This is a genomic window from Nonomuraea sp. NPDC049784 (assembly GCF_040659615.1).
Taxonomy (GTDB): Bacteria; Actinomycetota; Actinomycetes; order Streptosporangiales; family Streptosporangiaceae; genus Nonomuraea.
Genome location: NZ_JBFAMX010000242.1, coordinates 1 through 14,858, shown reverse-complemented (window position 1 = coordinate 14,858; position 14,858 = coordinate 1). Strand labels below are relative to the sequence as shown.

The window sequence follows — 14,858 nt, the reverse complement described above, 5'->3', positions numbered from 1 at the left end:
ACCGCCAAGGTGCGCGGCGCCCGGGCGGCCGGCGCGCAAGCCGTCGACTTCTACGCCTACGGCCTGGCCAGCGACCCCGTGCTCGACCGCATCCCGCACGCGCTCAGCTGACTCCGTGTGCCGGAAGGCAGTGGCGTCCGCGAAAACCATCGAAACGCTCAGCCCTTCCGTCCGCCGCCGCGGCGTTCGGTGCGCGACTGCTCCAGCTCGGCACGCAACTCCGTAAGCTGCCCTTGCCCGGACCGCGCGGCGCACTCCTCCTGAGGCTCATCCCGGGTTCCGGTGAGCTCGCCCGCCAGGCCCTCACGGGGAGGCGTGTTCGAGCGCCTGGCGGGCGTCCGCCTGGCCCTGCTCGGCGCGGGCCTGCGCAACCTGTGCGACCTGGACGTCGCGGGCGGCCTGGTCCTGGGTGGTGGGGGTGCGGCCGGAATATGGCGTAAAGGCGCCGTGCCCCCTGGAACTGCAGGTCAGGCGCAGGTCTTGCCGCAAGGTTTCGGCGGTGGTCCGCAGTACGACGGATGTGGCCGGAATGCCAAGCGAAGCATCATTGACGCGTTGGCCTGCGGTGACGTTGTTCCGGAGATCGGACAGAGCTGTGCTTTTGTCTGGTCAGCAGCCCAGCGCGGCCCGTTTCCGCCATACTCCGGGACCTCGCCCCTGGCATACTCGATGAACTCGGCCCTCCTGGAGCGGCGGTAGAACAGCGGTGCCGGCGGTTCGGGCCCGCGTCGATGATCATATGCGGGCGTCGGGCATGTCGCCGGTGGCAGGCCAGCGCCTGCCGCCTTCCCAGTAGGACTGGACTTCGTCCAGGGAGCGGCCCTTGGTCTCCGGAGCCAGGAAGTGCACGAAGACCCACGCCAGGATGGTGATGGCCAGGAGGATGAGAAAGGTCAGCATGCCGCCAACGGTGTTGAGCAGGTCGAGGAAGAACTGGGCGATGAACAGGTTCGTCGTGAGGTTCGTCAGCAGCATGACCGACGCTCCAGCGCCACGAAGGTGGTCTGGGAAGCCTTCGGCAGCAAAGATCCACACCACCGCTCCGAAACCGGAGTTGAAACCAATGATGAAGACAATGAGGCCGAGGAAACCCACCACTTCGGGAGAGTTGGTGGCGAACATGAGCACCATCAGCGCATGGCCCAGGCCCATGAGAGCGGTGCCGGTGAGCAGAACGAGCCGTCTGCCGAACCGGTCGATCGTCAACGCGCAGACGAACGCCGCGACAGCGCCCGCCAGTTGGACGAAGCCAGGCAGCACCAGCAGCCCGAAACTATCGGTATAGCCCATGCGCTGGAAGATCCGGGGGCTGAAGAACACTACCGCGTTGACGCCCGTAGCCTGCACGAAAAAGCCCAGCGTGACAACGAAGAGCGTCAGCGCCCTGTATCGGGAACTGAGCATGGTGCGCAAGACACCCGGCCGACGCGAGGCACCGGCCGTCGAGTCGGCCCTCCGCTCCTGCTGGAGTTGACGCCAGCGGTCGGTCTCGGGCAGCCGTATCAGCAGCACGGTGCTGGCGAGGGCGAGGACACCGGGAATGGCGAGCATCAGGCGCCACTGCCCGCCGCCCGTGAGAAGGTAGCCGCAAAGGTAGCCCATCGCACACCCGAGAGAGGTCGCCACCTGGTACAGGACCGCAATGCGTCCGCGAGCGCGCGTCGAGCCCGATTCAGCGATGAAGATGGGCATCGCCACGATGGCGACCCCCATCATGGTGCCCTGCACGAAGCGGCTTGAGTCCAACCAAACCAGGGTTTCCGACGTCACGGCAAGGGCGGTGGCTGCCACGTACAGCAGCGCCAGCCAGATCAGGGTTGCCCGACGCCCGAGCGTGTTGACGAGCCTGCTGCCCAGCAGCGCGCCAACGATCCACCCAGCCGCCGTAGCGGCGTACAGCGAGCCCTGCTGAGTCGTGGTGAGCCGGAAATGGTCCGTGACCAGTAATAGCGCGCCGGCCATGGCGCTGGCGTCGTATCCGCCGGTCAGTCCTTTGAGCATGGCCAGGAGACTCACTTTGGCGTCCTGTCCATGCCGGACAGTGGGTGTGGGGGTCAAGGAATTTGTCCTCCTCGTGTCCAGGGGCCACATGCCGCTTTGATCGCCGAGCTGGGGGCGACTGATCTCCGGTCAGGTCCGGAGCCGGTACCGCGCGCTCGTTGCGGCACGCCGGCGGTGACGGCGATGCCAGCTGATTTGCTCGTGCGGCTCGAAGATGGGGTCGACGGGCCGTCGTCGCGCCGGGCCTCGGCGACCGGCTGGGTCGAGCAACTGATGAGCGAGCCAGCCGTTCAGTGCCAGGAGGAACAAGACGACGAGAGATACGGCGGGCTGAAGCAGCAGCATTCCTCTATCGTTCAGCGGCGCTGGTCGGTGAACCAGTGACAAGAATGCCGATGGTCGATAGTTTCTGGCCATGCATCGAGTGGCTGTCCTGGCTGTCGATCGTGTCGACAGCCTCGACCTGGCGATCCCCCTGCAGGTGTTCGGCCTCGCCCACACGCTGGACAAAGCCCCAGGCGCCCTGTTCGGCGAGCCGCTGTATGAGACCTTGATCTGCGGCGAACGGCGCCGTCTGACGGTGACCGGTGCCGGGGGTGTGGCGCTGTTCCGGATGACAGCCCCGCATCTGCTCGACATGGTGCACACCGCTGACACGATCGTCGTCCCTGGCAGCAACGAGGACCGGGAACCGACACGGGCGGTGATCCAATGCCTGCGGGACGCGCACGACCGGGGTGTGCGGATCGCCTCGATCTGCAGCGGAGCGGTCATACTAGCGGCCGCCGGCCTGCTCAACGGCCGATCGGCCACGACCCATTGGAGCAGCGCGGCCCAGCTCGCTGAGCGCTACCCGGACGTCAACGTGGATCCTGACGTCTTGTTCGTCGACGAAGGCGACGTGCTCACCTCGGCCGGTGCCGCCACTGGGCTGGACCTGTGTCTGCACATGGTCCGCACCGACTTCGGGTCCGCCATCGCGGCCGAAGTAGCCCGGCACACCGTCGTCGCACCCCAACGCGACGGTGGGCAAGCCCAGTTCATCATCCATCCCCGACCAGGCCCAGACCACGGCTCGCTCGAACCGACGATGCGCTGGATCCGCGATCACCTCTCCGAACCGATCACGCTGGCCGACATGGCCGGCCACGCTGCCGTCAGCCAGCGCACCCTCAACCGCAGGTTCCGCGAACAGACCGGGACGACTCCGCAGCGATGGCTACTCCTGCAGCGGATCCACCTGGCCCAGGAATTCCTCGAAAGTTCAGATCTCTCCGTGGAAGAGGTCGCTCGGCGATGCGGCTTCGGCACTTCGATGAACCTCCGACAACACTTCGCCAAGCACGTCTACACCTCCCCGAACCGCTACCGGCAAACCTTCAACCCCCGCTGACCAGTGCCACCTTCACCAACCTCACGCACCCAGCTCACCATCGCCCAGGCGGTGAGCCCGCACCTCGCACCACGAGACGTGCGGGTCGGCGGAGGGTGCCGACATCACCAACCCCGACCAGCTCGCCGCCGCACCCGGCTGGACCCTGCACGACCTACGCCACTCCGCCCTCACCACGCCGCCGAAAACGGCGCCAACACCGGCACTCTGCTCGCCTACTCCGGCCACGCATCCGTCGCCAGCCTCGCCCACTAACGACCAGAGGAAAGCTCTGTGTGATCAGGGGCTTGGGTCAACGGCGGGGGTTGGGGGTCCCGGCGGGCCTGCCCCGACGCGTCCAGGCGACACGCCGGTGCTATGAGGCGGAAGCGTGCGTCCCGCTGGTGGCAGATGCAGGGCAGAACACCGACGTGAGGGCTTGGTCGATGCGCTTGCCCACAGCGGCGCGCTCGCCATCGTCCATGGCCACCGTCACGGAAACCGCGAACTGCAGCCGCCCGTGGCCACGACCGCGGCGGCCAGGGGTCCGGTCAGCAGGGCGACCTTGACCCGGGCGTCAGCGTCGCCGCCCACGCCTACCTGGGTGCCATCCCTCGCCCCGCGCTCCTCCTACGGCCGCGTCCGACGAATCAGGGCATAGAGCTCGAGCAGCAGACCGCCTCCGAAGAGGCACACAGCACGCACGTGTGAAGAGACCAAGGCGGAACGGTAGCGGCTGAGCAGTCGTCACCGTACCGCCCGAAAAATTGATCGCGAGCACCGGTCACCTCCGCCCCTCGCGACACGTCATAGCGGTGACCCACCTCTGAGATCCAGAAAGGAACCCATCATGACCACGCAGGAAACGCTCCAGTCGCGGCTGCCCGACCCCTCCATGCTCATCCCCGAGCTGGGACAGATCGGCGGAGCCCTGTTCAAGGCCACCGGGAACGGCTCGATCCCGCAGACCACCATCAGTCTGGTGCAGCTGCGGGCCGGCCAGATTGTCGGAAACACCTACCTGACCGTGTTGCACACCGGCAGTCTGCGCAAGGCCGGGGAATCGGAGGAGCGCATCACCGCCGTGGCGTCCTGGCAGGACGCGCCCTACTTCACCGACGCCGAACGGGTGGCCCTGGCGCTGGTGGAGGCCGTCCTCACCCCGAACCCGCACGGTGAACGGGTCCCCGCCGACCTGTACACGCAGGTAGCCGAACACTACGACGACAAAGCGCTTGCCACGCTCACCGTAGCGATCAGCCAGGTCTTCTTCTTCATCCCCCTTGCCGTCATCGGCAAGCCGCTCCCTGGCGTATCTCCCACGGAGCAGTGGAGGAAGTGACGCACTAGGACCCTGATGTTAAGCGGGTCACCCCGGTTGAGCGTCTTCGGATGAGTGCGCTGAACGACGTCCTGCGAGAGCCTCGCAGGACGTCGTCCGCGTGACAGGATCCGTCGTTCGTGCCGGCCTGAAAGGTTATCCCTAGGCTCGCTGGGGTCGTCCTGTCCGGCCGGAGCCTGCCAGAAGGGTGTTCTGCCTGGTCACGCCGTTGCTGTCGCCCATCGTCCGCCCGCTGCGGAGGCAGCGCCCAGCACGGCCATCCGGGCGAGGTCGACGGCGGCGACCACCAGTGAGAAGTCGGCATCGACCTTGGTGACGTCCCGGACCCGGGCGCGGCGTCCGCCGTGCCGTCGCCGCATCAGATGAGAGATCTTGCGCTCCACCTTCGGCCGCGTGGCACGGTACTGGGCCAGCCAGCCGGGATCGGCGCTGTTGACCCGGCCACGGGCCAGGTGCTCCTCGTGAGGACTGACCTTTATCTGACGGAGGTGGGGCTGGGGCGGCGTTTGCGGGGGGCGGCGGAGCGGGGCGGGTGGGTGCGCATGTGGTCGCGGACACGGGTCATGATGTCGCCAAGGTGGTGCAGGTCGTCGTCGGGGCTGGGGCCGCGGGTGATGAGGCCGGCCTTTTCAGCAGGCTGGCCTGGTAGGTCAGGCCGCTACGGCTGTAGACGACACCGTCGGCCGGCTGCGTCATGGTCAGGGGACCGTGCGCGTGGGCGAGGCGGGCCAGGAGCAGGAACTGCACGTAGCTGATGTCGCCCTCGGTACGTAGCTGCTGTTCGGCCTGGCTGCTGGCCGTTCTCGAGCGATTCGCGTCCCGGCCCGGCCGGATCTGGACGATCGTCGCCCTGGTCGTGCTCGCCCTGTCCCTGTTCGGCCCGCTCGGCAGCGCCGTTGGCATCGCCGCGACACTGGTGCTGGTCCTGTTGCACCTGATCGTCGACCAGATCGCCGAACTGCTGCGCCAAGCGGGACGACAACGCGTCATCAACGCCGAGGCAGCCCGCCTTCAGCCTCTGCTGGCCGCTCACCGGCGCTCGGGTACTGGCTGAGATCGGCGATGACCGGGCACGCTTCGCCGACGCGCGAGCGCTCAAGGCTTACGCTGGGTCCGCGCCGGTTACCCGTGCCTCCGGCAAGAGCCGCATCGCGATGCACCGGCGTGTCAAGAACCAGCGCCTGGCCACCGCCGGCTACCAGTGGGCTTTCTCAGCGTTAACCGCCTCGCCCAGCGCCCGCGCCCATTACCAGCGGCGACGCGACTCCGGCGACAGCCACACCGCCGCCTTGCGCAACACCTTCAACCGCCTGCTCGGCTGCCTGCATCAATGTCTCCACACCGGTCAGCCCTTCCGAGAAGCCACCGCCTTTCCGACGCGATGTCCCGCAGCGGCTTGACACCTCAACTGCGTGGGATGTCTTGTCGGCCAAGGTGTCGCGCAGCGTGCCGGCGCTCACCGCCGACGACGGCCGCGGCGCCTTCGGCGTCATCGGCCGCGTCGTCGCAGGGGTGTGCGTCAGGTGAATTCGGCTCGGTGGGCGGTGGCCCACACAGTGAAGGTGCGTGGGACCGCACCGGTGACGGCGGTGATCGTTGCGTCGGTGCGTCCCGGTCGGCCCACTGCGGCGGACCAGGTCGCGAGGCGGGCGTCCGCGGCAGGGCCGGGTATCCCCGCGGCCGTGGCCGCGGCCCGCCATTCGTCTGGTGACTGCTCAATAGCCTCTACCGGTCGGCCGACCGCATCGGCCACGATCCTGATGAGCTCGCGCCGGGTAAGGCTCTGGCCGCCGCTGAGACGGTAGACCCGGCCGTGGTGCCGATCCTCGGACAGGGCGGCCACTGCGGCGTCGACGATGTCGTGTTCGTCCACCGGCTCCTGGTATGCGTCGAGGTAGGGCGCGGCTACCGTGCCCCGCTTGATCTGACCGGCCCAGCGCAATGCGTTGCCACTGAGGTCCGTCGGCCGCAGGAACGTGTACGTCAACCCAGCCGAGCGGACTGCGGTCTCGAGTTCCCGGTACCCGAACACGTCAAACTCGGCCGCCAACTCCACGACGGCACTGGAGAGCACCACCACCGACCGGAGGTCGGCAGCCTTGAGCGCCGCAGTCATGCGGTGCACGTCCACATCGTTGGTGTCCAAAAACACCCTGGACACAGTCTGCAGAGCAGTAGAAAGTCCCGATGTGTCCGAAGGGGCGACATAGGTGATCGGCACGCCGTCGGGTGCATTCGCCGCGGGATCAGCGCTCATGCCGCGCACATCGTGGCCCGCGTCGCGGAGTGCGCGCGCGACCATATCGCTCAGTGCGCCACCGATACCGGTGACGAGAATTCGTCCTGCGTCAGTCATTGCGGACTCCGTTCGTTGGTGGGGGAGGGGTGATCGGACTCATGCCGCCACCTCATCGAGGCCGAGCAGTGCGCGGTAGAGGTGTGGCTGGTGTGTTTGGTCATCATGGCTGCTCAAGTGAGAGACTGAGGCAAGCCGTTTTCCTTTGCGATCGCTTCTCGTACGGCCGGGACGATCTCGTTGGCCCAGCGGCCGAGTGAGACGACGTCCGGCGTGCCGCCACTTGGCGAGAAGAGGATGAAGCCCGACGTGCCGTGTTCCAGCAGGGCACTGGTCAGTTCCTCGACCCATTGGCCGACGGAACCGCCGATCCAGCGGCCGGCGCGGTCCCGCGTGGCGGCCAGCGGCCGGCCGGTGATGCGTCCGGGGAAATTGAAGACCGTGCGGATCTCGCTCGAATCACGACCCACGGCCGCGGCCGCCTCGTCGATGACCGGCCGCGATGCCCGGTATCGCTCGCTCCGCCAGTCCGCCGCGTGGCCGGGGATCCAGCCGTCGGCTACCCGGCCAGTGGCTGCCAGAGATTTCGGGCCGACCGACCCAGTCCACACGGGCGGCGCGGCCACCGGGGCCGGCTCGATCTGGTCCACCTGTAGTACCGGCCCCGGAAGGTGACCGGCGGACCGCCACCCGACAGCAACTTGACCAGGACGATCGCCTCCTCGAAGGCGTCAACGGCATCGCCCGGGGAAAGCCTCGGCATCCCATGTCGGAGATCCGGTCCCACAGCCCGCCCGCTCCCGTGCCGAGCACGATGCAGCCGCCGGACAGCGCTGACAGCGACGTCACCGTCCGCGCCAGCCAAGGGAGGCGTACGCGTCCAGGCGCCCACCGATGTAGTCGGTCCGCAGCCGTATGAGTGCCGCCTCGCATGCGCGCCGGATGTGCAGCGCGGACAGGAACCTGTCGTTGGGCCCATCGCCGGTCGGGAGGTAGAGCTTGGTGGCCAACACGGTCTTCTCGCGTCGGCCGCCGCCCGTGGCGAACCAACGGCCGATAATCTGTTCGGTGACGCCTTCGCCCGGCTTGGCGCCGTACACGTCGGCCGTGTCGAAGAAGTTGATGCCGTGCTCCTGCGCACGGTCCATGATCGTGTGACTGTCGGCTTCGGACGTTTCCGGCCCGAAGTTCATCGTGCCCAGGACCAGCCGGGACACCGAGAGGCCGCTGCGGCCCAACTGGGTGTAGTCCATGTCAGGCGGCGCCGAACTGCTCGGTGAAGCGGCCGGTGAACAGGTCCGCGCCCTTGTACGCCGAGACCGTCTCGGCCGGGACGACGGCCGGGCCGTCGGGGGTGGGCAACTGGCCGACGCCGCCACGCGGTCCGAGCGGGAGCAGGATCATGGGGTGCGGCAAGGGCTGGTAGGTGGCCTCCGGCTGCTCGCCGCGCAGTTGGGCGATGATGTTCTGGGCCACCACCTCGGCGTGCTGCATCGCGTACCCGGCCATCTTGATCTCGGCGACGTCGGTGATGTCGCCGATGGCGTAGACGTGCTCATGAACGGCGTCGCGCCCGTGAACGTTGAGGGTTTCGGTGACGGGAACCTGCCCCTGCGGCGTACGAGTCGTCAGCCGGCCATCGGCGAGGTAGTCGCTGTTGACGCGCACGCCGTGCGCGCGGAACCAGATGTCGGCGGTGATCTCCTCCCCACCGGTCGCGGTGACGGTGAACGTCGCCGCCTGGCCGGGCTCGGTCGCCGGAGGTGCGGTCAGGCGGGTGCCCAGCCGCAGGTGGATATCGAGCTCGTCGAGCTGACGGCGCAGCTCCTCGCGCATCTCCGCGGGAAAGGCGGCCAGCAGCTGCTCGGCCGGGTCGACGATGGTCACGTGCTTGTGCGGCCAGACCTCCTTGATCTCCCCCGCCAGTTCCAGGCCGACCGGCCCAGCACCGAGGATCAGCACCCGCTCGGAACCCGCCAGTTCCTTGTGGGTCCGGAGCAGGTCGTCCAGGACCTCGTCGGTGGAGTCAGAGGTGGGCTTGGCGGGGTAGGCGTAGCTGGAGCCGGTGGCCAGGACCAGGTAGTCGGCCTCAACCCGCCGGCCCGAGGCCAGGGTGACGCCGCCGGGGTCCACCGAGACCGCGCGGTCGCGCACCACCGTGCCGTGCCTGAGCCACTGGTCGAAGGGGAAGAACATGTTGGGCGCCCAGTCGGGCTGGGTCAGCGCCCGCAGCGAGCCGGCCGAGTTGATGAACGCGTCCCGGGGGTCGATGAGGACGACGTCGGCCTCCGAGTCCAGCGCCTTGGCGACCGCAGAGCCACCGTATCCTCCGCCGATGACCACGACTGTACGACTCATAATCAACACTCCAACACAAAAAAGGTTGAGTTCGTGACGCGAACAATATTAGTTCGTATCCCGAACCGCAACTCCTTCTCAGGTTCAGCGCGGGTGGCGGGGGCGCCTCGTGTCGACGTTGCGGGTCAGAGTGTTGAGGATGCCGGGTAGTTCTGCCACGGTCTGGGCGGGCAGGCCGGTCACGGTTTCCTCCGCCAGAGCGCACCATAGCTGCTTGACCTGGTCGGCTAGAGCTTTACCGCTGTCGGTGAGTTCGACGATGCTGGCGCGCTTGTCGGAGGGGGCGGGTTTGCGGCGGATGTGGCCGGTGGCTTCGAGCTTGCGGGTCATGAGCGTGACGCTGGGGGGCTCGCAGCCGAGCGCCTCGCTGAGCTGGGCCTGGATCATCGGGCCGGTACGGGCAAGTTCGAGCAGGAGCGCCTCCTGCCCGGGGTGCAGGCCGAGCGGGGCCAGCAGCGCCGCGGCCCTGGCTCGGTGGCGCAGGCTCAGGAGGCGGATGGCCTGGTTGAGGGCGTCGGCTTGCTCGAAGTCCACGGGCTCTCCTTGACAGGTTAGTTATGTGCATAACATTATCCGCATAACTAATCCCGGGCAACATCGAGGGAGCCGACATGACCGTGAAGGTCGCAGTCATCTACTACAGCGCGACAGGCAATGTGCACTCACTCGCGCAGGCCGTCGCAGAGGGGGCCGCCTCGGCCGGGGCCGAGGTGCGGCTGCGGCGGGTCGCCGAGCTGGCGCCCGACAGCGCGATTGCCCAGAACCCCCTGTGGAGGCGGCACGCCGACGCCGCCACGTCGATCCCCCAGGCCTCGGTTGAGGACCTGGCGTGGGCCGACGCGTTCGCGTTCGGGACGCCGACCCGGTTCGGTGCGCCGGCCGCGCAGCTCAAGCAGTTCATCGACCAGGCCGGCGGGTTGTGGCAGGAAGGCAGACTGGCCGACAAACCGGTGACGGCCTTCACCTCGGCGTTCAACCGGCACGGCGGTAGCGAGGCCACGATCTTGTCGCTGAGCAATGTCTTCTACCACTGGGGGGCGCTGATCGTCCCACCCGGATTCACCGATCCGGTCGTGTACGCCGCCGGCGGCAACCCCTACGGCACGTCGCTTGTGACCGGCGCGCCGACCGGAGACGCCCCCGGTGCCGCGGCGCTCGAAGCGGCCAGGTACCAGGGACGGCGGCTGGCCCAGATCACGATCCGGCTGCTCGGGGGCAGCCACGTCACCGATGCCGCGGGCGACGGGGAGACCCGTGGAACCAGGGCCGGAACAACCTCCCAGACCGCGTGAGCGGCGGGTCGGCAAGGAAGAAGTCATGACAAGCACCAACACCGCAACTCAGTGGGCCAGGCCGCAAGCCGGCCCCGCCTGGATGATCATGGCGCTGGCGTGTACCAGCCAGTTCATGGTGATCCTGGACGCGTCCATCGTTAACGTCGCCCTACCCTCGATCCGCCGGGAACTCGGCTTTACGCCCACCGGCCTGCCCTGGGTGGTGAACGGCTACCTGCTCACCTTCGCCGGCTTCATGCTGCTGGGTGGCCGCGCCGCTGACCTGTTTGGCCATCGGCGGATGCTGACCGCCGGGCTCTTCTTGTTCTCCGCCTCGAGTCTGGCCGGCGGCCTGGCGACCGCTCCGGAGGTCCTGGTGGCGGCCCGCGTCGCGCAGGGCATGGGAGCCGCCATGCTGGCCCCGGCGACGCTGGCCGTGATCAACACCTGCTTCATCGAACAGCGCGCGCGTGCCCGGGCGTTCGGCGCATGGTCTGCCTCGGGCGGTGTGGGCGGGATGGCCGGCGCGGTCGTGGGCGGTGCCATGACAACTGGCCTGTCGTGGAGGTGGGTCTTCCTCATCAACGTGCCGATCGGCGCGGTGCTGATCGCAGTGGCCATGATGTCGCTGGCCGGAACGCGAACCGGCCGGAGGGAATCGCTCGACCTCACTGGCGCGGTCACGGGGACGACGGGGTTGGCCGCACTGATCTACGGGATCATGCAGAGTGCCGATCATAGCTGGACGTCCGTGCTGGTCGTCGGGCCAGCCGTGGCGGGCCTGCTCCTGCTCGTCGTCTTCACCGTGGTGGAGGCGCGTTTCGCCACCCAGCCGATGATGCCCCTGCGGCTGTTCAGAATCCGGGGGGTGGCCGTCGGCAACGGCATGCTGCTGCTGTTCGGAGGGATTGCCATCGCGATGTGGTATTTCACATCGCTATTCCTGCAGAACGTACTCGGCTACAGCGCGCTTCAAGCAGGGCTCGGGCAGACACCCGCGGCGGTGACGTTCGCGGTGATCGCGCGCTTGGCCGCCGCCCTCCTGCCGCGAACCAGTGTGCGCCCTCTGGTGCTGGCCGGCTGCGGCTGTTTCCTGGCCGGTTTCGGCTGGCTCGCCCAGGCACACGCCGACAGCGGCTACGTCACCAGCGTGCTCGGGCCTACGCTGCTCATCGCGGTCGGCATCGGGCTGACCTTCCCCACCCTCATGGCCGCGGCGACCGCCGACGTTCCCGAGGGCGACGCGGGGAGCGTTGGCGGCCTGGCCAACACCGCCAGCCAGGTAGGCGGGTCGGTAGGCCTGGCGGTGCTCGCACCGGCCGCCGGCGCCAGAGCCGCGATGGAGGCCGGCGGGAGTTCCCCGGCCGCCGCCCTCGCCGCCGGCTACGACCTGGTCTTCCTCATGGCGGCCGGGCTCGGCCTGGCCATCGCGGTGGTCAGCCTGCTGCTGCCGCGGCACCGGCGCGGCTGACCGCCGGCGACGCCGCATGCTCACTCGCCGCACCCCTGTGTCCGCGTACGATCCATGCGACGGCAGGGAGGGCCAGGTGGGCCTTGTAGCCGTCGTCGCGCTGCCGGCGGCTTTTGCGGATGTGTCGGGCCTCGGGGTCGACGGTGGAGCTGATCCGATTCGGTGGGGTGCGGCGGGCGATCCGCGGGCGTCCGTCGGAGCCGTCGGTGGGTTCGACGTCTTGGCCGTTCGGCGGTGTGGATGGCTGCCATGGCGGTGGCAGCCAGAGAAATTTGGGAACTCGGGGGCCGGCGGATGTCGAGAATGCTCCGACGGCTCCGTCCCTGGGGCGGATCACGACAACGACCCTGGAGGGACGGCTATGCGAGCGAACGAGATCACCGAGATTCTGGACCGGCCGATCAGCCGAGAGCTGTTGGCACGCGACGTGACCCGGCTGGCGTACGTGGCCAAGGACGGCACGCCCCGGAACGTCCCGATCGCGTTCACCTGGAATGGTTCGGAGATCGTCATGTGCACCACGAAGAACGCCCCGAAGCTCCCGGCTCTGCGCGAGAACCCGATGGTCGCCCTGACGATCGACACCGAGGTGCACCCGCCCAAGATCCTGCTGATCCGCGGTCGGGCCGAGCTGGACGTCGTCGACGGCATCCCGGACGAGTACCTCCAGATCAACGGCTCGTACGAGATGACGCCCGAGCAGCGGGTCGAGTGGGAGGCCGAGGTCCGCTCGCTCTACGACGGCATGGTCCGGATCGTGGTGACCCCGACGTGGGCGAAGCTGATCGACTTCGAGACGACCCTGCCGAGCGCGGTCGAGGAGCTGGTCCGGCAGCGGGCCGAGCGTGAGCACGCCTGAACGTCGATGGTGATGTCGCTCATGACGGAACCTTTCTGGTGTGCTGGTGCAGTGGATCTGTGGTCAGGCCGCGGCGCGGGCGGTCAGGGGGCGGCGGCGCAGGCTCGGGTTCTCCATGGCTGGGGGTTGGAAGGCCTGGTCGAGGGTGCCGACGTCGGTGCCGGGCGGGACGATCTCGTCGATCCGGTCGAGGATGTCGTCGGTGAGTACCACGTCGATGCCGGCGAGAAGGTCGTCGAGGTGGCTCATCGTGCGCGGCCCGACGATCGCGCTGGTCACGCCGGGATGGGCGATCGTGAACGCCATGGCGAGGTGGGTCAGCGGCAAGCCCGCCGTCTCCGCGAGCGAGATGAACTGCTCTACGGCGTCGAGACGGCGCTCGTCGTTGAGGTGATTGAAGAAGCCGGCGCGGCGGAGTTCGTTCTGCCGGCCCTTGCGGACGCGTCCCGTGAGCAGTCCCTGCCCGAGCGGGCCCCACACCAGCGTTCCCACCCCATAGCGCTGGGCGACCGGCAGCACCTCGCGTTCGATGCTGCGGTTGAGCAGCGAGTACGGCGGCTGCTCTGTGTGGAACCGTTGCAGACCGCGCCGCTCGGCAACCCACTGGGCTTCGATGATGTCGGACGCCGGCATCGTGGATGTCCCGATCGCACGGACTTTCCCGCTGTGGATCAGGTCCGAGAGCGCGGAAAGCGTCTCCTCGATGCCCGTGGTGGGGTCCGGCCGGTGGATCTGGTAGAGGTCGATGTGGTCGGTCTGCAGGCGGCGCAGCGAGTTCTCGACCGCGGTGATGATCCAGCGCCGCGAGGCGCCCTGGTGATTGGGGTTGTCGCCCATCGGGCGGCTCACCTTGGTCGCGAGGACGACGTTGTCCCGTCGCCCCTTGAGCGCCTTGCCGACGACCTCTTCGGAGTCGCCGTAGGCGTCGGCGGTGTCGATGAGGTTGATTCCCGCGTCCAGCGCTTTGTGGATGATGCGGGCCGAGTCGTCGTGGTCGGGGTTGCCGATGGACGTGGCGAACATCAATGCGCCGAGCGCATAGGGGCTGACCTTGATACCGGTCCGGCCGAGCGTGCGGTACTGCATGCGAAATCTTCCCTTTCCGCAAACTGTCGTGCAGGTGCCGCGTGTGGCACCTGCGACACCTCTCCGGTCGCTCGTCTCGTCGCACCTGCGGGAGCGCCGCCGGTCCGTCGAGCCGGCTTCCAGCGTGCGGCGGTGCGGGCGCCGGCGGGAGAGACGTCCTTATCCGGGGACGGGCAGTCCCTGGCTGCGTTCGGCGTCCCGGGGCATGGTGGAGGTGTGGACAGAACCGAACTGGCCGACTTCCTGCGCCGCTGCCGTACCCGACTCGCCCCTGCCGTCGTGGGGCTGTCGCAGGGCGCACGGCGCCGCACCCCGGGGCTGCGCCGCGAGGAGGTGGCGCAGATGGCAGGCATGTCCACCGACCACTACACGCGGCTGGAACAGGCCAGGGGCTCACGCCCGTCCCGCCAGATGCTCGCCGCCGTCGCCCGCGCGCTGCGGCTGACCGGCGACGAACGGGACCACCTCTTCCATCTGGCCGGCGAGGAACCCCCACGCAACCAGCCGACCACGGAGCACGTTCGCCCCGGCCTGCTCCTCGTCCTCGACCGGCTGACCGACGCTCCCGCCCAGGTGGTGAGCGACCGCGGCGACGTCCTCGCGCAGAACGCGATGGCCAAGGCGCTCCACGGTGACGCCTCCGCCCGCCCCGAGGCGGAGCACAACGCCGTGTGGCGCTACTTCACGGACCCCTCCGCGCGTGAACTCTTCCCGGCCGAGGAGCGTGACCACGCCGCCCGCGTAGCGGTGGCGGATCTGCGCGCCACATTCGCCCGCCGCCCGGACGACGCGCGGCTGG

The 14,858-nt window shown here is 68.5% G+C and carries 16 protein-coding genes and 4 pseudogenes; 9 read left to right on the top strand and 11 right to left on the bottom strand.

Features of this window, described 5'->3' with window-relative positions; genetic code table 11:
- Window positions 1-303 precede the first annotated feature (303 nt).
- Both AB0J09_RS35620 and AB0J09_RS35615 read right to left on the bottom strand, forming a co-directional pair.
- Window positions 304-489 (bottom strand): hypothetical protein, encoded by a 186-nt coding sequence (locus AB0J09_RS35620; protein WP_360700709.1) that lies wholly within the window; start codon window positions 487-489, stop codon window positions 304-306.
- A gap of 246 nt (window positions 490-735) precedes the next feature.
- The gene (locus AB0J09_RS35615; protein WP_360700706.1) at window positions 736-2,001 is read right to left on the bottom strand and encodes an MFS transporter; all 1,266 of its coding nucleotides are present in this window, start codon (window positions 1,999-2,001) and stop codon (window positions 736-738) included.
- 96 nt (window positions 2,002-2,097) lie between these two features.
- On the opposite strand from AB0J09_RS35615, the gene AB0J09_RS35610 reads away from it, so the two are divergent.
- From AB0J09_RS35610 to AB0J09_RS35600, 3 genes are all read left to right on the top strand, one after another.
- Window positions 2,098-2,385 carry a hypothetical protein gene (locus AB0J09_RS35610; protein WP_360700703.1) on the top strand — a complete coding sequence of 96 codons (288 nt, stop codon included), beginning with the start codon at window positions 2,098-2,100 and terminating at the stop codon, window positions 2,383-2,385.
- Between the two features lie 31 nt (window positions 2,386-2,416).
- Window positions 2,417-3,394: a helix-turn-helix domain-containing protein gene (locus AB0J09_RS35605; RefSeq protein WP_360700700.1), complete on the top strand. Its 978-nt coding sequence runs from the start codon at window positions 2,417-2,419 to the stop codon at window positions 3,392-3,394.
- An 829-nt stretch (window positions 3,395-4,223) separates the two neighbouring features.
- Window positions 4,224-4,715, top strand: a complete 492-nt coding sequence (locus AB0J09_RS35600; RefSeq protein ID WP_360700697.1) for a carboxymuconolactone decarboxylase family protein — start codon at window positions 4,224-4,226, stop codon at window positions 4,713-4,715.
- Between the two features lie 200 nt (window positions 4,716-4,915).
- On the opposite strand, the pseudogene AB0J09_RS35595 reads toward AB0J09_RS35600, so the two are convergent.
- Together AB0J09_RS35595 and AB0J09_RS35590 are read right to left on the bottom strand one after the other, a co-directional pair.
- Window positions 4,916-5,197 (bottom strand): annotated as a pseudogene (locus tag AB0J09_RS35595) (transposase); the annotation flags it as partial.
- A 79-nt stretch (window positions 5,198-5,276) separates the two neighbouring features.
- A complete protein-coding gene (locus tag AB0J09_RS35590) occupies window positions 5,277-5,462 on the bottom strand; it encodes a hypothetical protein (protein ID WP_360700694.1) in 186 nt (61 codons plus the stop codon).
- Window positions 5,463-5,469: 7 nt separating this feature from the next.
- Between AB0J09_RS35590 and AB0J09_RS35585 the strand changes: the two are divergent.
- Window positions 5,470-5,598: pseudogene (locus tag AB0J09_RS35585) on the top strand (DUF6069 family protein); the annotation flags it as partial.
- 132 nt (window positions 5,599-5,730) lie between these two features.
- Window positions 5,731-6,115, top strand: a pseudogene (locus AB0J09_RS35580) (transposase); the annotation flags it as partial.
- A gap of 119 nt (window positions 6,116-6,234) precedes the next feature.
- On the opposite strand, the gene AB0J09_RS35575 reads toward AB0J09_RS35580, so the two are convergent.
- From AB0J09_RS35575 to AB0J09_RS35555, 5 genes are all read right to left on the bottom strand, one after another.
- A complete protein-coding gene (locus tag AB0J09_RS35575; RefSeq protein WP_360700691.1) occupies window positions 6,235-7,071 on the bottom strand; it encodes an NmrA family NAD(P)-binding protein in 837 nt (278 codons plus the stop codon).
- A 113-nt stretch (window positions 7,072-7,184) separates the two neighbouring features.
- A complete protein-coding gene (locus AB0J09_RS35570) occupies window positions 7,185-7,661 on the bottom strand; it encodes an LLM class flavin-dependent oxidoreductase (protein WP_360700688.1) in 477 nt (158 codons plus the stop codon).
- Window positions 7,662-7,856: 195 nt separating this feature from the next.
- On the bottom strand, window positions 7,857-8,264 hold the full coding sequence (locus tag AB0J09_RS35565) for an aldo/keto reductase (RefSeq protein ID WP_360700685.1): 408 nt from the start codon (window positions 8,262-8,264) through the stop codon (window positions 7,857-7,859).
- 1 nt (window position 8,265) lies between these two features.
- Window positions 8,266-9,369 (bottom strand): FAD-dependent oxidoreductase, encoded by a 1,104-nt coding sequence (locus tag AB0J09_RS35560; RefSeq protein ID WP_360700682.1) that lies wholly within the window; start codon window positions 9,367-9,369, stop codon window positions 8,266-8,268.
- 84 nt (window positions 9,370-9,453) lie between these two features.
- The gene (locus AB0J09_RS35555; RefSeq protein WP_360700679.1) at window positions 9,454-9,903 is read right to left on the bottom strand and encodes a MarR family transcriptional regulator; all 450 of its coding nucleotides are present in this window, start codon (window positions 9,901-9,903) and stop codon (window positions 9,454-9,456) included.
- Between the two features lie 77 nt (window positions 9,904-9,980).
- Here AB0J09_RS35555 and wrbA point away from each other — a divergent pair, with 77 nt between their 5' ends.
- Both wrbA and AB0J09_RS35545 read left to right on the top strand, forming a co-directional pair.
- Entirely contained in the window at window positions 9,981-10,661 is a 681-nt protein-coding gene (wrbA, locus tag AB0J09_RS35550) for an NAD(P)H:quinone oxidoreductase (protein ID WP_360700676.1), read from the top strand.
- Window positions 10,662-10,686: 25 nt separating this feature from the next.
- Entirely contained in the window at window positions 10,687-12,114 is a 1,428-nt protein-coding gene (locus AB0J09_RS35545; RefSeq protein ID WP_360700673.1) for an MFS transporter, read from the top strand.
- 67 nt (window positions 12,115-12,181) lie between these two features.
- Here AB0J09_RS35545 and AB0J09_RS35540 read toward each other — a convergent pair.
- Window positions 12,182-12,340: pseudogene (locus tag AB0J09_RS35540) on the bottom strand (IS5/IS1182 family transposase); the annotation flags it as partial.
- A 135-nt stretch (window positions 12,341-12,475) separates the two neighbouring features.
- Between AB0J09_RS35540 and AB0J09_RS35535 the strand changes: the two are divergent.
- Window positions 12,476-12,973: a pyridoxamine 5'-phosphate oxidase family protein gene (locus tag AB0J09_RS35535; RefSeq protein WP_360700670.1), complete on the top strand. Its 498-nt coding sequence runs from the start codon at window positions 12,476-12,478 to the stop codon at window positions 12,971-12,973.
- A gap of 63 nt (window positions 12,974-13,036) precedes the next feature.
- Here AB0J09_RS35535 and AB0J09_RS35530 read toward each other — a convergent pair whose 3' ends face one another.
- Window positions 13,037-14,059 carry an aldo/keto reductase gene (locus tag AB0J09_RS35530; protein WP_360700667.1) on the bottom strand — a complete coding sequence of 341 codons (1,023 nt, stop codon included), beginning with the start codon at window positions 14,057-14,059 and terminating at the stop codon, window positions 13,037-13,039.
- A gap of 216 nt (window positions 14,060-14,275) precedes the next feature.
- Here AB0J09_RS35530 and AB0J09_RS35525 point away from each other — a divergent pair.
- Window positions 14,276-14,858, top strand: a 583-nt coding sequence (locus AB0J09_RS35525; RefSeq protein WP_360700664.1) for a helix-turn-helix transcriptional regulator, incomplete at its 3' end; no start/stop codon positions are given.